The sequence below is a fragment of the Actinosynnema mirum DSM 43827 genome (assembly GCF_000023245.1).
In the GTDB taxonomy this organism is placed as follows: domain Bacteria; phylum Actinomycetota; class Actinomycetes; order Mycobacteriales; family Pseudonocardiaceae; genus Actinosynnema; species Actinosynnema mirum.
This window is the reverse complement of sequence record NC_013093.1, coordinates 8,107,688-8,124,611: the sequence shown is the minus strand read 5'-3', so window position 1 is coordinate 8,124,611 and position 16,924 is coordinate 8,107,688. Positions and strand designations below refer to the sequence as shown.

The following is a 16,924-nucleotide window of genomic DNA, read 5'->3' as shown; positions in this document are numbered from 1 at the left end:
CCCGAGTCAGTTGCTCGACGGCTTCTTCCCGAACCACTTCTCGTAGATCGTGTCGTACTCGCCGCTCTCCTTGGCCTTCTTGATGACCTCGCCGATCTTGGCGTTGAGCGCGGTGTTGCCCTTCTTCAGGGCGATCCCGTACTGCTCGCCGGTGTCGAACTCGGCGGTCACCTCGGTCTCGGGGAACTTCTTGGCGTAGTCGAACAGCACGCCGTTGTCGTTGATGGCGGCGTCGATCGAACCGGTGCGCACGGCGGTCTCCAGCAGCGGCAGGTCCTCGAACTGCTTGACCTCGTAGCCGTTGGCCTGGGCGTTCGCGTTGCCGTACTCCTCGCCGGTGGTGCCCTGCTGCACGCCCAGCACCTTGCCCTTGAGGGACGCGAGGTCCTTCAGGCCCGAGTCCTTCTTGACCAGCAGCGCCTGGCTGGCGTCGAAGTACGGGTCGGAGAAGTCGATCGCTTCCTTGCGCTTCTCGGTGATCGTGATGCCCGCCGCGGCCAGGTCGCACTCGCCGGTGCTGAACACCGTGCCCGAGGTGATGTTCTCGAACGGGGTGTCGAAGATCTGCTGGGTGACGCCCAGCTCCTTGGCGACGAGGTTGACCAGGTCGACGTCGAACCCGACCGTCTCACCGTTCTGGGTGAACTGGAAGGGCTCGTACGACATGTGCGTGCAGGTGACCAGCTTGCCCTCCTGGACCAGGCTGATCTCGTTGCCACCGCCCGTGGAGGTGTCCACCTTGGTCGCACACCCGGTCGCGGTGGCGGCCAGGGCGAGCACCGGAAGCAGGGCGCGCACGGCGTGCCTGGATCGACGGGTCACGGTGTCACTCCTCGTAACTCTTTTGGTTGAGTGTTCGGCATACTGCCACTCGGGGGACACTGATGACAGCACGTGATTGTTACGGAGCGCTTCTGTATGCGATTTTTTCGTTACAAACACCGTTCGGGTGAAGGATGTGCGCTCATACGGGGGATAGGCCGCAATTCGTGGTCACTGGTTCGTGGTGTGACGTCGGTCCGTCAGGAGCGAGGCGACCAGCGCCGTCCACCCGGTCTGGTGAGTGGCCCCCAAGCCCTCGCCGGTGTCCCCGTCGAAGTACTCGCTGAAGGTCACGTGCTCGCGCCACAGCGGTGAGTCCGTCGACTCCACCCGCTTGCCGTCCGAGGGCCTGCGCCCGTCCGAGTCCGGCAGGAACAGCGACACCAGCCTGCGCACCAGCTCGTCCGCCGCGCGCCCGGCCGTCACCTGCCGCTGCGAGCGGGTGGGAAGTTCCACGTGAAACCTTCCCCGGTGGAACGACTCGATCGTGCGCAGCGCCTCGACCAGCAGCGCGTTCGTCGGGAACCACACCGGACCGCGCCAGTTCGAGTTGCCGCCGAACATCGGCGTGTGCGACTCGCCCGGCTCGTAGCCCATCCGGTGCTCCTGGTCGGCGATCTGCACCTCCAGGCCCTCCCGGTGCGCCGCCGACAGCGACCGGATGCCGTGCGGCGACAGGAACTCGCCCTCGTCCAGCATCCGGGTCAGCACCAGCCGCAGCTTGCGCTCGTCCAGCAGCGACAGCAGCGCCCGCCCGTCCGGCTCGCGGGTGATGAACCGCGCCAGCTCCGGCCTGCGCGCCAGCAGGTGCTCCAGCCTGCGGGTGAAGCCGGGGACCTCGGCGTCCACCCACGGCTCCAGCACCGCGCACGCCAGCACCGGGATCAGGCCCACCATCGACCGCACCCGCACCGGCTTGGACTCCACCGACCCGTCCGGCAGCCGCCGCGACACCACGTCGTAGCAGAAGCCGTCAGTCTCGTCCCAGATCCCGCGCCCGCCCGAGCCGAACTGCGCCGCCGCGTCCGCGATGCTCAGGAAGTGCTCCACGAACTTCGTGGCCACGTCCTCGTACGAGTCGTCGACCCGCGCCAGCTCCAGCGCCATCTCCATCATGTGCAGCGAGTACGCCGCCATCCACGAGGTCGCGTCGGACTGCTCCAGCCGCCACTGCCCCAGCATCGGCTCCGACCGGTTCACCGGGCCGATGTTGTCCATGCCGAGGAACCCGCCCTCGAACAGGTAGCTGCCGTCGGCGTCCTTGCGGTTCACCCACCAGGAGAAGTTCAGCAGCAGCTTGTGGAAGACCTTGGCCAGGAACTTCCGGTCCGGCGTCGGCTCCGACCGGTACACCTGGAGCGCCGCCCAGGCGTGCACCGGCGGGTTCACGTCGCCGAACTCCCACTCGTAGGCGGGCAGCTGGCCGTTGGGGTGCATCAGCCACTCCCGGCACAGCAGGAGCAGCTGCTCCTTCGCGAACGCCGGGTCGACCCGCGCGAACGGCACGGTGTGGAACGCCAGGTCCCACGCGGCGAACCAGGGGTACTCCCACTCGTCCGGCATGGAGATCACGTCGGCCACGTCGAAGTGCCGCCAGTGCGAGTTGCGCGCGTGCGGGCTCTTGCGCGAGGTCGGCGCGGCGGGCTTGCCGGGGTCGCCCTCCAGCCAGTCGCTGGTGCGGAAGCGGTAGTGCTGCTTGGTCCACATCAGCCCGGCCATCGCCCGGCGCACCACGCCCGCGCGCACCGGGTCCAGGTCGGTGCGGTGGAACTCGTCGGCCTCGGCCGAGCGCGCGCCCACGACCTCGTCGAACGAGGGCCCGAACGCGTCCGGGTGCCCGTCGCCCTCCACCAGCCGCAGCCGCACGGTCACCGTCCCGCCCGGCTGCACCGACCCGAACGAGTACCAGGCCGCCGCCTTCGTGCCGGGCGCGCTGCGCTCGCCGGGCCCCACGACCTGGCAGGCCCCGGCCTCGCCGGACACGACGTGCCGGTCGACGCCGTCCTTGGTGTAGCGGGTCGGGTTCCCGGCGGCCCCGAACAGGGCGACCTCGTTGGTCTCGTTGTCGGTCACCAGCAGCACCGGCGAGCCCTCGACGTGCAGCGTGTACCGGCCCAGCGCGCCGTGCTCGGCGGTCACCCGCGACCAGCCGTCCTGCGCCGACGCGGTCAGGTGCGGCCTGCGGTCGTCGCGGCCCCACGCCCAGGTGTTGCGGAACCACAGCTGCGGCAGCAGGTGCAGCGGCGCGGCGTCCGGCCCGTGGTTGGTCGCGGTCAGCACCGCGCACACGTCGGTCGGTCCCGCCTTGGCGTAGGTCACCTCGACGTCGAAGAACCGGTTCTCGTCCAGCGCGCCGCTGTCCGACAGCTCCGGCTCGCGGTCCTGCCTGGTCGCGTGCGCGGACATCGAGCGCAGCTCGGCGTAGGGGAACTCGGTCTGCGGGTAGCGGTAGAGCACCTTCATCCAGGAGTGCGTGGGCGTCCCGTCGACGACCCACCAGTGCTCCTTGGCGTCCTCGCCGTGGTTGCCCTCGTTGTTGGTGAGCCCGAAGTACCGCTCCTTCAGGATCGGGTCGCGGCCGTTCCACAGCGCGAGCCCGAGGTTGAGGAACCCGTGCACGTCGCAGATGCCCGCGATGCCGTCCTCGCCCCACCGGTAGGCGCGCGAGCGCGCGTGGTCGAACGGGAACGACGTCCAGGCGTCACCGCCCGCGGAGTAGTCCTCGCGGACCGTCCCCCACTGGCGTCCGGCCAGGTAGGGGCCCCACAGGCGCCACGGTGCGGTGGGCGAGTCCGAGACGGCCAACCTGGCCCGCTCGGCTTCCAGCCTTTGCTCGGTCACGGGCCCAGTGTGCGACATCGATCCAGTGCACCGGTTCCCTCTCGGTTGCGTAATGGTGCCCACCCGTCCGGGTTAACCGAACGCGGCGAACGGCCCAGAAAACGCCCCGGACCTGCGTGGAAGCCCTCGGACGGGCGATCACCGGTGATCGGGAGCGCCGCCGCCCCCGCCGCTCGGGGAGCGGGCGGGGGCGGTCGGGTTTCACCTGCGGGTGTGGGCGTCCAGCACGACCGCGACGGCCTCGGTGATCCGCGCGGCGTGCGCCAGGTTCAGCCACTCGTCGGGCACGTGGCAGTTGCTGTCCGGGCCGACCGCGCCGGTCACCAGGAACTGCGCCGCCGGGTACGCCTCGTGCAGCAGGCCCATGAACGGGATCGACCCGCCCAGCGACACCGTCCGCCACGGCGAGCCGAACACGTCCGCGCCCACCCGGTCCAGCGACTCGCGCAGCCACGGGGCCAGCTCCGGCGCGTTCCAGCCGGTCGCGTGCTCGGTGCGCGACAGCTCCACCACCGCGCCGTACGGCACGTCGGTGGTCAGCGCGCGCTCCACGGCGGCCAGCGCCGCGGCCGAGTCGGCGGTCGGCGGCAGCCGGAAGCTGAGCACCAGCGTGGTGGAGGGGCGCAGCACGTTGCCCGCGTCCTCCGGCTTGGGCAGGCCGTCCGCGCCGGTGATCGACAGGGTCGGCCGCCAGCCGTTGTTGAGCGCCAACTGCACCTCGTCCCCGTCCACCGGCTGGGTGCCGCCCGCCCACGGCACGGCCCCGGTCAGCGAGCCCGGCGCGGCGGCCACGGCCTCGCGGATCTCGTCGACCCGGTTCTCCGGCACGTCGACGTGCATCTCCATGAGCTGGATCTCGCCGGTGGCCGAGTCCTCCAGCCGGTCGAGCAGCTGCCTGGCGATCCGGAACGAGCTGGGCACGATGCCGCTGGCCATGCCGGAGTGCAGGCCGCCCTCGACCACGCGCACGGTCATGGCGACCTGCACCAGGCCGCGCAGCGAGGTGGTCAGCCACATCCGCTCGTAGTCGTTGCCGCCCGAGTCCAGGCACACGACCAGCGACACGTCGCCCAGGCGCGGCGTGAGGTGCTCCAGGTAGGCGGGCAGGTCGGGGCTGCCGGACTCCTCGCTGGTCTCCAGCAGCAGCACGCACCGGGCGTGCTGCCCACCGGCCGCGCGCACCGCCTCGATGGCGGTGACGGCCGCGTAGCCGGAGTAGCCGTCGTCGGCCGAGCCCCGGCCGTAGAGCCTGCCGTCGCGCACGACCGGGGTCCACGGGGCCAGGCCCTCGGACCAGTTGGCGACCGGCGGCTGCTTGTCGAGGTGGCCGTAGAGCAGCACGGTGTCGTCACCCGCCGTGGCGGGCACGTCCACCAGGAGCAGCGGGGTGCGTCCCGGCAGGCGGACCACCTCCACCTGCGCGCCGGGCAGGTCGCGGGTGGCGAGCCAGGCGCGCACGTGCTCGACGGCGGCGTCGAGGTGGCCGCTCGCCTCCCAGTCCGGGTCGAACGCCGGGGAGACGGCGGGCACGGCGACGAGCCCGGTCAGGCTGGGCAGGACGTCCTCGTCCCAGGTGCTTCGGACGGTACGGGTCAACGCAGATCGATCCACCCCCTGATCCTGACACGCCCGCGCGCTGCGGCACCCCGAACGCGCTCTGTTAACAAGCGATAACCGGGACAGTAGTGTTCGCTTTCCGAACGTGGTGATCGGTGGTCCAAAGATAGGCCTTCCTACTGTTTGTGCTGCTCAGACTGTTATGCGTCCTGCCGAAAAATGGGACAGGTCTCACCGGTTTGAGTGATTCCGTGTCAGGATGTGGATGAGAACACCGTCAGTGCCGACGGCTGTCGGGCCGCCCTCACCGGGGTCGCCGACGACCGGCGGGCCGAGCCGCGGACGGTCGTCACGAGCGACCGGGCGGCCTCCTAGACGTAGGGAGTCAGGTCGATGTCGTCCTCAGAAGAATGGACGCACCCCGGTCCGGACGCAGTTCCGGCGACCGGGGCCGCGCCGACCGCCGAACAGGTGATCGCCGGTCTCAAGGCCACGGACGAGGGCGGCTCCGACCTGGTGCAGCTGCTCACCCCCGAGGGCGAGCGGGTCCAGCACCCCGACTTCGCCGTCGACGTCACGGCCGAGGAGCTGCGCGGGCTGTACCGCGACATGGTCCTGGTCCGCCGCGTCGACCGCGAGGCCAACGCGCTGCAGCGCAAGGGCGAGCTCGGCCTCTGGGCGCCCCTGCTCGGCCAGGAGGCCGCGCAGGTCGGCGCCGGGCGGGCGATGCGGGCGCGGGACATGGCGTTCCCCAGCTACCGCGAGCACGGCGTCGCCTGGTGCCGGGGCGTGCCCCCGACCGACCTGCTCAGCATGTTCCGCGGCACCGACCAGTGCGGCTGGGACCCGGTCGAGCACCGCTTCCACCCCTACACGATCGTCATCGGCAACCAGGTGCTCAACGCCACCGGGTACGCCATGGGCCAGCGGTTCGACGGCGCCGTGGGCGACGACGGCGGCGAGGCCACCATGGCGTTCTTCGGCGACGGCGCCACCAGCCAGGGCGACGTGCACGAGGGCTTCGTCTGGGCGGCCGTCTACGACGCGCCGGTGGTGTTCTTCTGCCAGAACAACCAGTGGGCCATCTCCGAGCCCACCGAGCGCCAGTCCCGGCTCCCGCTCTACCAGCGGGCGCGCGGCTACGGCTTCCCCGGCATCCGGGTCGACGGCAACGACGTCCTCGCCACCCTCGCCGTCACGCGCTGGGCGCTCGACCAGTGCCGCACCGGCAACGGCCCCGTCCTGATCGAGGCGTTCACCTACCGGATGGACGCCCACACCACCTCGGACGACCCGTCCCGCTACCGGCTCTCCGACGAGCTGGAGCTGTGGAAGCTCAAGGACCCCATCGAGCGGGTCAAGGTGCACCTGGTCAAGCAGCAGTGGGCGGACCAGGAGTTCTTCGACCACGTCGAGCTGGAGGCCGAGGAGCTCGGCGCCCGGCTGCGCGAGCACTGCTCGTCGCTGGAGGCCCCGCCCGCCGAGCGGATCTTCAGCCAGGTGTACGCGGAGGGCAGCCCGGTCGTGGACGCCCAGCGCGCGGAGTTCCTGTCCTACCACGCCGGTTTCCTGGGAGGTGAGCGCTGATGGCCGCGCCGACCGTCGACCGCGCGGACGCGGGCGCGCCCGCCGCCGTGCAGACCCTCACCATCGCCAAGGCGATCAACTCCGGCCTGCGCGCCGCGATGGAGGCCGACCCGAAGGTCATCGTCATGGGCGAGGACGTCGGCAAGCTCGGCGGCGTCTTCCGCATCACCGACGGCCTGCAGAAGGACTTCGGCGAGCAGCGCGTGCTGGACACCCCGCTGGCCGAGTCCGGCATCGTGGGCACCGCCGTGGGCCTGGCGCTGCGCGGCTACCGGCCGGTGTGCGAGATCCAGTTCGACGGCTTCATCTTCCCGGCGTTCGACCAGATCGTCAGCCAGGTCGCCAAGCTGCACTACCGCACCCAGGGCAGGCTCAAGCTGCCCATCGTCATCCGGGTGCCCTACGGCGGCGGCATCGGCGCGGTCGAGCACCACTCCGAGTCGCCCGAGGGGTACTTCGCGCACACCGCGGGCCTCAAGGTCGTCACCTGCTCGAACCCGGCCGACGCGCACTGGATGATCCAGCAGGCCATCGCCTGCGACGACCCGGTGCTGTTCTTCGAGCCGAAGCGGCGCTACTACGAGAAGGGGCAGGTCGACACGACCGCGGCCCCCGGCCCGCTGTTCGCGTCGCGGGTGCTGCGGGAGGGCACGGACGTCACGATCGCGGCGTACGGGCCGGTCGTGCGCACCGCGCTGGAGGCCGCTGCCGCCGCCGAGGAGGACGGGCGCTCGCTGGCCGTCGTCGACCTGCGCTCGCTCTCGCCGCTGGACCTCGGCCCGGTGTACGAGTCGGTGCGGCGCACCGGTCGGCTCGTCGTGGTGTCCGAGGCGCCCGGCGAGGCGTCGCTGGCCAGCCACATCGCGGCCCAGGTGCAGCAGGAGTGCTTCTACTCGCTCCAGGCGCCGGTGCTCAGGGTGACCGGGTACGACACGCCCTACCCGCCCGCGAAGCTGGAGGAGGAGTTCCTCCCCGACCTCGACCGGGTGCTCGACGCCGCAGACCGCTCGATGGCCTGGTGAGGGGGAGATCGTGCCGCGGTACAAGCAGTTCCCGCTCCCGGACACGGCCGAGGGGCTGACCGACGCCGAGATCCTCACCTGGCACGTGCGGCCCGGTGACGTGGTCAAGGTCAACCAGGTCATCGTGGAGATCGAGACCGCGAAGGCGGCCGTCGAGCTGCCCTGCCCGTGGGACGGGGTGGTGACCGAGGTCCTCGTGCAGGTCGGGCAGACCGTCGACGTGGGCACGCCGATCATCACCATCGACGTCGACCCGAGCGGGGCGGCGCCCGCGCCCGCCCCGGCGCCTGCCCCGGTCAACGGGGCCGCGGTCGAGGAGTCCGGCCGGGTGCCCACGCTCGTCGGGTACGGGCCGAAGTCCGGCGCGGCGAAGCGCCGCCCCCGCAAGGGGAACCCGGCCGCGGCTGCTCCGGTCGCGCCCGCGGTTCCCGCGCCCGTGGCCGCACCCGCGCCCGCGCCGGTCGCGGTCGCGGAACCCGTCGCGCCGCAAGGCGGGTACGTCCCGCTGGCCAAGCCGCCGGTGCGCAAGCTGGCCAAGGACCTCGGGGTCGACCTGCGCGCGCTCACCGGCTCCGGCCCCGGCGGCGTGATCACCCGCGAGGACGTCGAGGCGTCGCTGGCCGCTCCGGTCGCGGAACCCGCTCCGTCCGCGGTGGACAGCGGAGCGCGTGAGCGGCGGGTGCCGATCAAGGGCGTCCGCAAGGCGACCGCGCAGGCGATGGTGGACAGCGCGTTCACCGCTCCGCACGTCACCGAGTTCCTGACCATCGACGTCACGCCGATGATGGAGCTGCGGGCCAGGCTCAAGGACACCCCGGAGTTCCGGGGCGTCAAGCTGACCCCGCTGGCGTTCGCGGCCAAGGCCGTCGTGCTCGCGGCGCGGCGGACCCCGGACGTGAACGCCGCCTGGGACGGTCCGGCGGGCGAGATCGTCTACAAGGACTACGTGCACCTGGGCATCGCCGCCGCCACCCCGCGCGGGCTGGTGGTGCCGAAGGTCAGGGACGCGGACCGGATGTCGCTGCGCGAGCTGGCCGTCGCGCTGGAGGAGCTGGCCACGACCGCGCGCGAGGGCAGGACGAAGCCCTCGGACATGGTCGGCGGCACGTTCACCATCACCAACGTCGGCGTCTTCGGCGTCGACACCGGGACGCCCATCCTCAACCCCGGCGAGTCGGGCATCCTCGCGCTCGGCGCGATCCGCGACATGCCGTGGGTGGTGGACGGCCAGGTGGTGCCGCGCAAGGTGTGCCAGCTGGCGCTGAGCTTCGACCACCGCGTGGTCGACGGCCAGCAGGGCTCGCAGTTCCTGGCGGACGTCGGCGCGCTCCTGGCCGACCCCGCCGTGGCGATCACGTACTGAGGTCTGCGGAAAAGAGCTCCTGAAGAGGCCGCGTCACCCCGCATCGGGTGACGCGGCTTTTCCGTCTTGACTCTCCCCTCACAGGAGATTGCAGGCTGTTCCCCGTGCGGTACTACTCGATCGGCGACCTGGCCCGGATGACCGGCATGTCCGTGAAGGCCGTCCGGTTCTACTCGGACTCCGGGCTCGTCCCCGTCGCGGGGCGGACGTCCGGCGGGTTCCGGTGCTACGACGCCGACGGGTTGTCCCGCCTCAAGCTCCTGGGCACGCTGCGCGAACTCGGCTTCGACCTGCCGACCGCGCGGCGCGTGCTGGAGCGCGAGGTGTCCGTCGCCGAGGTGGCGCGGACGCACGCGGAGGCCATCGACGCGCAGCTGCGGGTGCTGCGGCTGCGCCGGTCCGTGCTGCGCGCGGTGGCGAGATCAGGGGAGGTGGAGATGGTGCACGAACTGGCGAAGCTGTCCGAGGAGGAGCGGCAGCGCGTCCTGGACGACTTCTTCGAGGAGGTCTTCGGGGGACTCGACCTGGAGCCGGGCTTCGAGTCGATGATGCGCTCGGTCCGCATCGAGCTGCCGGACGACCCGTCGCCCGAGCAGGTGGAGGCGTGGATCGAGCTGGCGAACCTGGTGCGGGACGAGGACTTCCGGGCGTCGATCCGGCGGATGTCCGAGCGGCACCAGGAGCTGCGCGCCGAAGGCGTGGACATGACCGGGGGCGAGCGGAACGCCGAGGTGTTCGGGATCGCCGTGGCGCGGGCGCGCGAGGCGATCGACGCGGGCGTCGAGGCCGGGTCCGCGCGGTCCCGCGAGATCGTGCGGGAGATCTCCGCGCGGCTCGCCGGGGAGCTGGGGGCCGGGGGCGCCGAGGACCAGTGGGCCTGGCTCAGGGAGTTCGGCGACCCGAGGGCCGAGCACTACTGGGTGCTGATCGCCCGGATCAACGGCTGGCCCCCGGTCCCGTCCACCGCCGACGAGCGCCGCTGGCTGCTGGCGTCGATCGGCTGACCACCGGCGGCTGACCGACCGGGCTGATCGGACGGACTGGGCCGACCGGGCCGATCGGGCCGGCCGGGCCGGCCGGGCCGACTGGGCCGGCCGGGCCGACTGGGCCGACCGGGCCGACCGGGCCGACCGGAAACCGTTCCTTCCCGGTGCACAGGGAAGGAACGGCCCTCGCGGCGTCAAGAGGAAGGACCAAGAGCGGGAGGTGGGGCTTTTTCCGTCCACCTCGAAAGGTCTGGGGTTTCTGACTCGCCCTATTCGGGCGAGCCAGGGTGCCAGACCCGCCCGTCGACCAGGTCCCCGAACCCCATCCACACCAGGTTCATCAACCGCGCCGCCACGACCCCCGACGGCTCGTCCGGGTGGTCCAGCCACCAGTCGGCCAGGGACTCGCCCGCGCCGACCAGCGCGGCGGCCATGCTCTCGGCGTCCCGCTCGCCCGTGCCGGGCACCCCGGCCTCCACGGCGGCCCGCGCCACCAGCTCCGCCACCAGGCCGATCGCCCGCCCGCGCAGCTCCGCCAGCTCGGCCGCGAACGGCCCGCCCTGCGAGGTGGCCTGGCGGTGCAGCACCAGCCAGCTCGCCCGGTGCTCGCCGACGAACCCGAAGAACGCCCGCAGTCCCGTCCACAGCTGGACGTCCGCCGCCCGGTCGACCTCCACGCCGGTGGCGATGGCCTCCATCAGCCTGGCGGACTCGCGCCGCGTGCAGGCGGTGAACAACTCCTCCTTGGAGCCGAGGTAGGCGTACAGCATGGGCTTGGAGATGCCCGCGACCTCGGATATCTCGTCCATCGACGCGGCGTGGAAGCCGAGCCGGGAGAAGACGTCCACCGCGGCGTCGAGGATCTGCCGCTCGCGCACCGCGCGCGGCAGCCGCTTGGCCCGACCGGCGCGGACCTGCTGCTCTGCTGCCATCACACCCCCAGGATCGTTCACCCCAAGGCTAGCGAACCCCCTTGCCGCTCTACCTACTCACGAGTAGGTTCACGGGCCAGTAGGGACGAGGAGGTGCCACCGTGTCCATCGACCTCACCACCGAGGCCGTGGCGGGACTCAGGCCCGCCGAGCTGATCTCCGCGCTGGAGGGCGCGAGCCCCGACGATCCGGCGCTGCGCTCCGCCGACGTCGACGCCATCGCCGAGGGAGTCGACCCGCGCAAGCTCAGCGAGGGCGAGTTCGCCGACCTGCTCGCCGCGCTGGGCGCGTTGGCCGACGCGGGAGCCCCGCTCGACCTGGCCGCCATGGGCGCGCCGAACTTCGCCCGCCTGGTGTCGCGCGCGTCCAAGGGGCAGCTGGACGAGGCGTTCGCCCGGCCCACCGTGCGCGGGCGCGTGCTGGACGAGGTGTTCCGGCGCATGGAGGAGCACTTCCGGCCCGAGCGCGCGGGCGCGACGCGGGCCGTGGTGCACTTCGTGCTCACCGGGGCCGAGGAGGACCGCTACCAGGTCGTGGTGGAGGACGAGCGCTGCTCGATCGCCAAGGACCTCGACCGCGAGCCGCGCGCGGTGGTGACGGCCGGGCCGACGGACTTCGTGAAGCTGGCGACCGGCAACGCGTCCGCGCCCGTGCTGTTCATGACCGGCAAGCTCAAGATCCGGGGCGACCTGGGCCTCGCGGCCGGGTTCATGAGCCTGTTCGACATCCCGAGGGGTTGACGTGGGCGCCTTCTCGTTGGAGCTGAACTCCGACCAGCGGGACCTGCGGGACTGGGTCCACGGGTTCGCGGCGGAGGTGGTCCGGCCCGCCGCCGCCGAGTGGGACGAGCGCGAGGAGACGCCGTGGCCGGTGATCCGGGAGGCGGCGAAGATCGGCCTGTACGGGTTCGAGTCGCTGGCCACCTGGTTCGCCGACCCGGTCGGGCTGTCGCTGCCGATCGCCACCGAGGAGCTGTTCTGGGGCGACGCGGGCATCGGGCTGTCGCTGATGGGCACGGGTCTCGCGGTCGCGGGCATCCTCGCGTCGGGTGAGCCGGAGCAGTTGGCCGAGTGGGTGCCGGAGTGCTTCGGCGACGAGTCCGACCCGCAGGTGGCGGCGTTCTGCGCGTCCGAGCCGCAGGCCGGGTCGGACGTGGCGGGCTACCGGACGCGCGCGGTGTACGACGGGGCGACGGACGAGTGGGTCCTCAACGGCCAGAAGTCGTGGGCCACCAACGGGGGCATCGCGAACGTGCACGTGGTCACGGCGGTCGTGGACCCGGCGCTGGGCGCGCGCGGCCAGGCGGGGTTCGTCGTGCCGCCGGGGACGCGCGGCCTGTCGTCGCCCGCGAAGGTGCGCAAGCACGGGATGCGCGCCTCGCACACGGCGGACGTGTTCCTGGACGACGTGCGCGTGCCCGGCCGCTGCCTGCTCGGTGGCCGGGAGCGCCTGGAGGCGCGGCTGGCGCGGGCCCGCGAGGGGCAGCGCGCGGGCGTGCAGGGCGCGATGGCGACGTTCGAGTCGACCCGGCCGGTGGTGGGCGCGATGGCGGTGGGCGTGGCGCGGGCGGCGCACGAGTACGCGCTGGCGTACGCGAAGGAGCGCCAGGCGTTCGGCCGCCGGATCGTGGAGAACCAGTCGATCGCGTTCGACCTGGCGAACGTCCGCGTGGAGATCGACGCGGCCCGCCTGCTGGTGTGGCGGGCGGCCTGGATGGGCCGCAACAACGTGCCGTTCACGGCGGGCGAGGGCTCGATGTGCAAGCTGAAGGCGGCCGAGGTGGCGGTCTGGGCGACCGAGCGCGCGATCCAGGTCCTCGGCGGCGCGGGCTACACCCGCGACCACCCGGTGGAGCGGATGCACCGCGACGCGAAGCTGTTCACGATCTTCGAGGGCACCTCGGAGATCCAGCGGCTGGTGGTGGCGCGGGCGATCTCGGGGGTGCAGGTGCGGTGAGGGGGCGCGGCGGGCGTCCGGGGGGCGTCCGCCGCGCGGGGGGCAGACGTGGGCGGCCTTCCACGCCTCGTGCGCGTCGGCGCACCGGTTCCGCTGGGCGACCCAGTGGGTGCTCGCGAGCAGTTCGATCGAGTGAGCGCCTTCGAGGCCCTCGATGAGCTCCCGGTCCTTCCGGTTTCCGCGGGGTGGATCGGGGTGAGTTCTCGGACGGGTTTCGAACCGTCGCCACAGCCCTCGACGAAAGTCCCTTCCATGCCCTGGATGAGATGCCGGACCTTTTCGCTGTACGGCCCGTAATAGCCCTGGGCGAATTCGAGCTTCAACTCCGGGGTGGTGAGCTGAGCGAAGTGCATCAACTTCTGCAGTTCCCAGTGTGATGCCCCGGTCCGGTCTTCCTGGGGTTCCGCTGCTTGGCGCTGCACCGTGTGGGCCGGAAGCAGTTCGACCAGGGTGGAACGTCCTCAGGTCATCTTCACCGGTTCGGGCGTTAGATGCCGGTCGGCGTTCGACGGTGTGAAGAGGAGAACGCTGACCTCGGGCAGTTCGGCGAGCTTCGCGCGGATCAGCGGTTCGACGTCCGACCAGGGGAGGCCGCCGTTCCCGGCGCCGAGCGGGGGGATGGCGATCGACTTTATCGACCGCTCCTTGATGACCCGGACCAGGTCGTCGAGCCCGGTTTCGATGTCGGAGAGCTTGGAGTTCGCTTTCCAGTGCCCCTTGGTGGGGAAGTTGACCACGTATTCCGGTCCGGTGATCGCGTTGAGCTCCACCACGTGCATCCGGCCGAGCTTCACCGCGCCGTCCTTGCACGCGCGCGTAGCTCTCGAAGCTCTCCGGGTAGCGGCGCTTGAACTGCAGTACCAACCCCTTGCCCATCACGCCGACGTAATTCACCGTGTTGACGAGCGCTTCGACGTCGGCAGTCAGGAGGTCACCCACCCCATTCTTGATCACCTGTGCTCTTAGCTGTGGTAGAGGTGCGGAACCACATGGTGCTGGAGCGCGGTTCCGGCCGTGCCGAGTGCGCTTCGCGCTCTTGCCGGGGTTTTTTCTTCCTTTGTGGCGACGAAAGCGAGGTTCTCGAGCGGAACTTCGTCCAGGACCAGCACTTCGGCGGCTCGCCTGTTCGGCCTGTGGTTGTCCTGCTCTGTCGAATTCCAGGCCCGCTGGCACAGCAGGTCGAAGTCGACGTGCTCGCCCAGAGCGGTCAGGTCGCGGGTGAACCAGACTGTTCTGATCGACGCGTTGACATCGCTCACGCACCACGTAGCACCGGAGGCGGCGATCGCTCCCACGGCAAGTCCCTGGAACACTGTGTCCCGGTCGCCACCGGGATGGTCAGCGCGCCCCTTGGGCACCGCGTACAGCATGGGGGACTTCGCCGCGATGTAGAACGGGACGTGGTCCGCGACCGACCTGCCCGGCGGCCGCGATGGACGTCAGGTTGTCGACGTGCGTGAAGTGCCACACCAGCCAATTAGCGGGCCCGGTTCGCTGAGGAGCGGACTCCCCTGCTGGGGCGGACTTGTCACCACTGCGGGAACCTCACCCGCTGACCGACCCCTCCAGCACCGGCCGCCCGCCGCTCCACACCGCGAACCGCCACCCCTCCACCGTCTGCCGCGCCGAGAACTCCGCCCGCGCGGGCAGGCCCAGCGGGGTCTTGAAGCGGGCGTCCACCACCTGCGCCCCGCCGATCCGGCCCTCCAGGGCCGCCACGCACCGGGCCTTCGTCCACATCCCGTGCGCGATCGCCCGCCTGAACCCGAACGCGCGCGCCGCCAGCCCGAACAGGTGGATCGGGTTCCGGTCTCCGGACACCGCCGCGTACCGCCTGCCCACGTCGCCGGGCACCCGCCACACCGCGTTCGGCTCCGGCGGCTCCAGCACCCCGCCCGACCGGGCCCCACCACCCCCGGTGCGCCGTAGATATGTCGACACATCGACCCAGACCCGCTCCCCGTCGACCTCGGCCGTGGTCACCGCGTCGAACTGCCGACCGCGCTCGTGCGCCCGCAGCTCCTCCAGCCGCACCCGCAGCTCCAGCGGCTCGCCCACCAGCAGCGGCCTGGTCTGGGTCACCCGGTTGGCCACGTGCACCAGCCCCGGCAGCGGGAACGGGAAACCGCGCGCGGTCATCAGGTCCACCTGCAGCGCGAAAGCCAGCACGTGCGGGTAGGTCACCGGCAGCTCGTCGCGCCGCCGGAACCCGCACACCCGCGCGTACTCGGCCAGGTGGTCCCGGTCCACCACCACCCGCGCCGACCGCTCACCCGCAGGCAGCTCCTCACCCCGCCGGGCGAACCCCGACAGGGCGGCCCTCGCGTACAGCAGTCCCAGGCTCGCCATCACGCCCCCAGCAGGCTCTGCCCGCACACCCGCACGACGTTGCCGGTCACCCCGGCCGACGCCGGGTGCGCGAGCCACGCCACGGTCTCGGCCACGTCCACCGGCAACCCGCCCTGCGCCACCGAGTTGAGCCGCCGCCCGACCAGCGCGGGCAGCAGCGGCATCGCGGCGGTCATCGCGGTCTCGATGAACCCCGGCGCGACGGCGTTCGCGGCGCCCCGCCCCCGCAGCTCCTCGGAGAGCGCTTCCACCAGGCCGATCACCCCGGCCTTGCTGGTGGCGTAGTTGGTCTGGCCCGCGTTCCCCGCGACGCCCCCGATCGACGACACCCCCACGACCCTGCCACCACCGCGCAGCACCCGCAGGAGTTCGCCGTTCACCCGCTCCTGGGCGGCGAGGTTCACCGACAGCACGGCGTCCCACTCGTCCGGGGTCATCCGTCCGAGGGTGCGGTCGCGGGTGATGCCCGCGTTGTGCACCACCACGTCCACCCCGCCGTGCCGCTCGGCCAGCAGTCCGGCGATCCCGCGCGGCGCGTCCGGCGCGGTGATGTCGAAGTGGCACGCCGACCCGCCCACCCGCTCGGCGACCTCGGCCAGCGCCGCGCCGGAGGCGGGCACGTCCAGGCACACCACGTGCGCCCCGTCCCGGCCGAGCACCTCGGCGATGGCCGCCCCGATCCCCCGCGCCGCCCCGGTGACCAGCGCGACCTGGCCGTCGAGCGGTCGCTCCGGGTCGGCGGGCGCGACGACCTCGGCCGGTCCGATCCGCACGACCTGGCCGGACACGTACGCCGAGCGCCCGGACAGCAGGAACCCCAGCGTCGACCCCACCGCGCCCTCGGCCCCCTCGGCGACCTGGACGAGCTGCGCGGTCGCGCCCCGGCGCAGCTCCTTGCCGAGGCTGCGGGTGAACCCCTCCAGCGCCCGCTGGGCCGCGCGCGAGACGGCCCCCTCGGGCGGCGACCCGAGCACCACGACCCGCCCGCACGGCGCGAGGGAGCGCACGACGGGCTGGAAGAACGCGTGCAGCTCCCGCAACCGCCCGACCGAGTCGATCCCGGTCGCGTCGAACACCAGCGCGCCCCACAGCTCCCCGCTCGCCGCGCCACCGCCGGTCCCCGCGGCACCACCGCCCGCAGCCGCCGCTGCGCCGCCCGCCGCTGCGCCGCCCGCCGCTGCGCCGCCACCAGCCGCAGCACCGCCACTGCCCGCCGCCACGCCGCTCGTGCCCGCCACGCCGCCCGAGCCCACCACACCGTCCGGCGCCGCCTCGACCACCCGCGCCCCGGTCTCCGCGATCACCCGCCCGACCGGCTCCCGCAACCGCCCGCCACCCCCGAGCAGCACCGGCCCGTCCAGCGGCGGCTGCCCTGGGACGTGCCGCCGCAGCGGGTGCGGCGCGGGCAGTCCGAGCTTGCGAACGACCAACCGCCCGAGGGCGGTCCCGGCGAAGGACTGGTACCGATCCATGGCCCCATCACACTCCCTACCGGCTAGTAAGTCTACT

General features: G+C 72.1%; 12 protein-coding genes and 2 pseudogenes. 6 read left to right on the top strand and 8 right to left on the bottom strand.

What is annotated here, in order from left to right; translation table 11 throughout:
* Positions 1-6: 6 nt before the first annotated feature.
* The 3 genes from AMIR_RS34615 to AMIR_RS34605 form a co-directional block, all read right to left on the bottom strand.
* The gene (locus tag AMIR_RS34615) at positions 7-822 is read right to left on the bottom strand and encodes a transporter substrate-binding domain-containing protein (protein ID WP_015805656.1); all 816 of its coding nucleotides are present in this window, start codon (positions 820-822) and stop codon (positions 7-9) included.
* Positions 823-993: 171 nt separating this feature from the next.
* Positions 994-3,663, bottom strand: coding sequence for an MGH1-like glycoside hydrolase domain-containing protein (locus AMIR_RS34610; RefSeq protein WP_041837210.1), 2,670 nt, complete (start codon positions 3,661-3,663; stop codon positions 994-996).
* A gap of 201 nt (positions 3,664-3,864) precedes the next feature.
* Positions 3,865-5,274 (bottom strand): M20/M25/M40 family metallo-hydrolase, encoded by a 1,410-nt coding sequence (locus tag AMIR_RS34605; protein WP_015805654.1) that lies wholly within the window; start codon positions 5,272-5,274, stop codon positions 3,865-3,867.
* 339 nt (positions 5,275-5,613) lie between these two features.
* Here AMIR_RS34605 and pdhA point away from each other — a divergent pair, with 339 nt between their 5' ends.
* The 4 genes from pdhA (at position 5,614) to AMIR_RS34585 (ending at position 10,196) form a co-directional block, all read left to right on the top strand.
* Positions 5,614-6,807, top strand: coding sequence for a pyruvate dehydrogenase (acetyl-transferring) E1 component subunit alpha (gene pdhA, locus AMIR_RS34600; RefSeq protein ID WP_015805653.1), 1,194 nt, complete (start codon positions 5,614-5,616; stop codon positions 6,805-6,807).
* Positions 6,807-7,829 carry an alpha-ketoacid dehydrogenase subunit beta gene (locus tag AMIR_RS34595; protein WP_015805652.1) on the top strand — a complete coding sequence of 341 codons (1,023 nt, stop codon included), beginning with the start codon at positions 6,807-6,809 and terminating at the stop codon, positions 7,827-7,829. Before pdhA ends, AMIR_RS34595 begins: the two co-directional genes overlap by 1 nt.
* Before the next feature lie 10 nt (positions 7,830-7,839).
* Positions 7,840-9,192: a dihydrolipoamide acetyltransferase family protein gene (locus AMIR_RS34590; RefSeq protein ID WP_015805651.1), complete on the top strand. Its 1,353-nt coding sequence runs from the start codon at positions 7,840-7,842 to the stop codon at positions 9,190-9,192.
* Between the two features lie 104 nt (positions 9,193-9,296).
* Complete coding sequence (locus AMIR_RS34585) at positions 9,297-10,196, top strand: MerR family transcriptional regulator (protein WP_015805650.1); 900 nt, start codon at positions 9,297-9,299, stop codon at positions 10,194-10,196.
* Positions 10,197-10,447: 251 nt separating this feature from the next.
* Here AMIR_RS34585 and AMIR_RS34580 read toward each other — a convergent pair whose 3' ends face one another.
* Positions 10,448-11,110, bottom strand: coding sequence for a TetR/AcrR family transcriptional regulator (locus AMIR_RS34580; protein ID WP_015805649.1), 663 nt, complete (start codon positions 11,108-11,110; stop codon positions 10,448-10,450).
* Positions 11,111-11,211: 101 nt separating this feature from the next.
* Here AMIR_RS34580 and AMIR_RS34575 point away from each other — a divergent pair, with 101 nt between their 5' ends.
* Positions 11,212-11,850 (top strand): SCP2 sterol-binding domain-containing protein, encoded by a 639-nt coding sequence (locus AMIR_RS34575; RefSeq protein ID WP_015805648.1) that lies wholly within the window; start codon positions 11,212-11,214, stop codon positions 11,848-11,850.
* Position 11,851: 1 nt separating this feature from the next.
* Entirely contained in the window at positions 11,852-13,066 is a 1,215-nt protein-coding gene (locus AMIR_RS34570; RefSeq protein ID WP_015805647.1) for an acyl-CoA dehydrogenase family protein, read from the top strand.
* Positions 13,067-13,527: 461 nt separating this feature from the next.
* On the opposite strand, the pseudogene AMIR_RS36550 reads toward AMIR_RS34570, so the two are convergent.
* The 4 genes and pseudogenes from AMIR_RS36550 to AMIR_RS34550 all read right to left on the bottom strand — a co-directional run.
* A pseudogene (locus AMIR_RS36550) lies at positions 13,528-13,899 on the bottom strand (macro domain-containing protein); the annotation flags it as partial.
* 129 nt (positions 13,900-14,028) lie between these two features.
* A pseudogene (locus tag AMIR_RS34560) lies at positions 14,029-14,484 on the bottom strand (DUF4433 domain-containing protein); the annotation flags it as partial.
* A gap of 127 nt (positions 14,485-14,611) precedes the next feature.
* A complete protein-coding gene (locus tag AMIR_RS34555) occupies positions 14,612-15,415 on the bottom strand; it encodes a MaoC family dehydratase (RefSeq protein WP_015805646.1) in 804 nt (267 codons plus the stop codon).
* Positions 15,415-16,887, bottom strand: a complete 1,473-nt coding sequence (locus tag AMIR_RS34550; protein ID WP_015805645.1) for a 3-oxoacyl-ACP reductase — start codon at positions 16,885-16,887, stop codon at positions 15,415-15,417. The genes AMIR_RS34555 and AMIR_RS34550 overlap by 1 nt, the downstream gene beginning before the upstream one ends.
* Positions 16,888-16,924: the final 37 nt, after the last annotated feature.

Coding starts and splice junctions, on each gene's coding strand:
- pdhA (WP_015805653.1), top strand. CDS start 5,614: ATGTCGTCCTCAGAAGAATGGACGCACCCCGGTCCGGACGCAGTTCCG.
- AMIR_RS34595 (WP_015805652.1), top strand. CDS start 6,807: ATGGCCGCGCCGACCGTCGACCGCGCGGACGCGGGCGCGCCCGCCGCC.
- AMIR_RS34580 (WP_015805649.1), bottom strand. CDS start 11,110: ATGGCAGCAGAGCAGCAGGTCCGCGCCGGTCGGGCCAAGCGGCTGCCG.
- AMIR_RS34555 (WP_015805646.1), bottom strand. CDS start 15,415: ATGGCGAGCCTGGGACTGCTGTACGCGAGGGCCGCCCTGTCGGGGTTC.
- AMIR_RS34550 (WP_015805645.1), bottom strand. CDS start 16,887: ATGGATCGGTACCAGTCCTTCGCCGGGACCGCCCTCGGGCGGTTGGTC.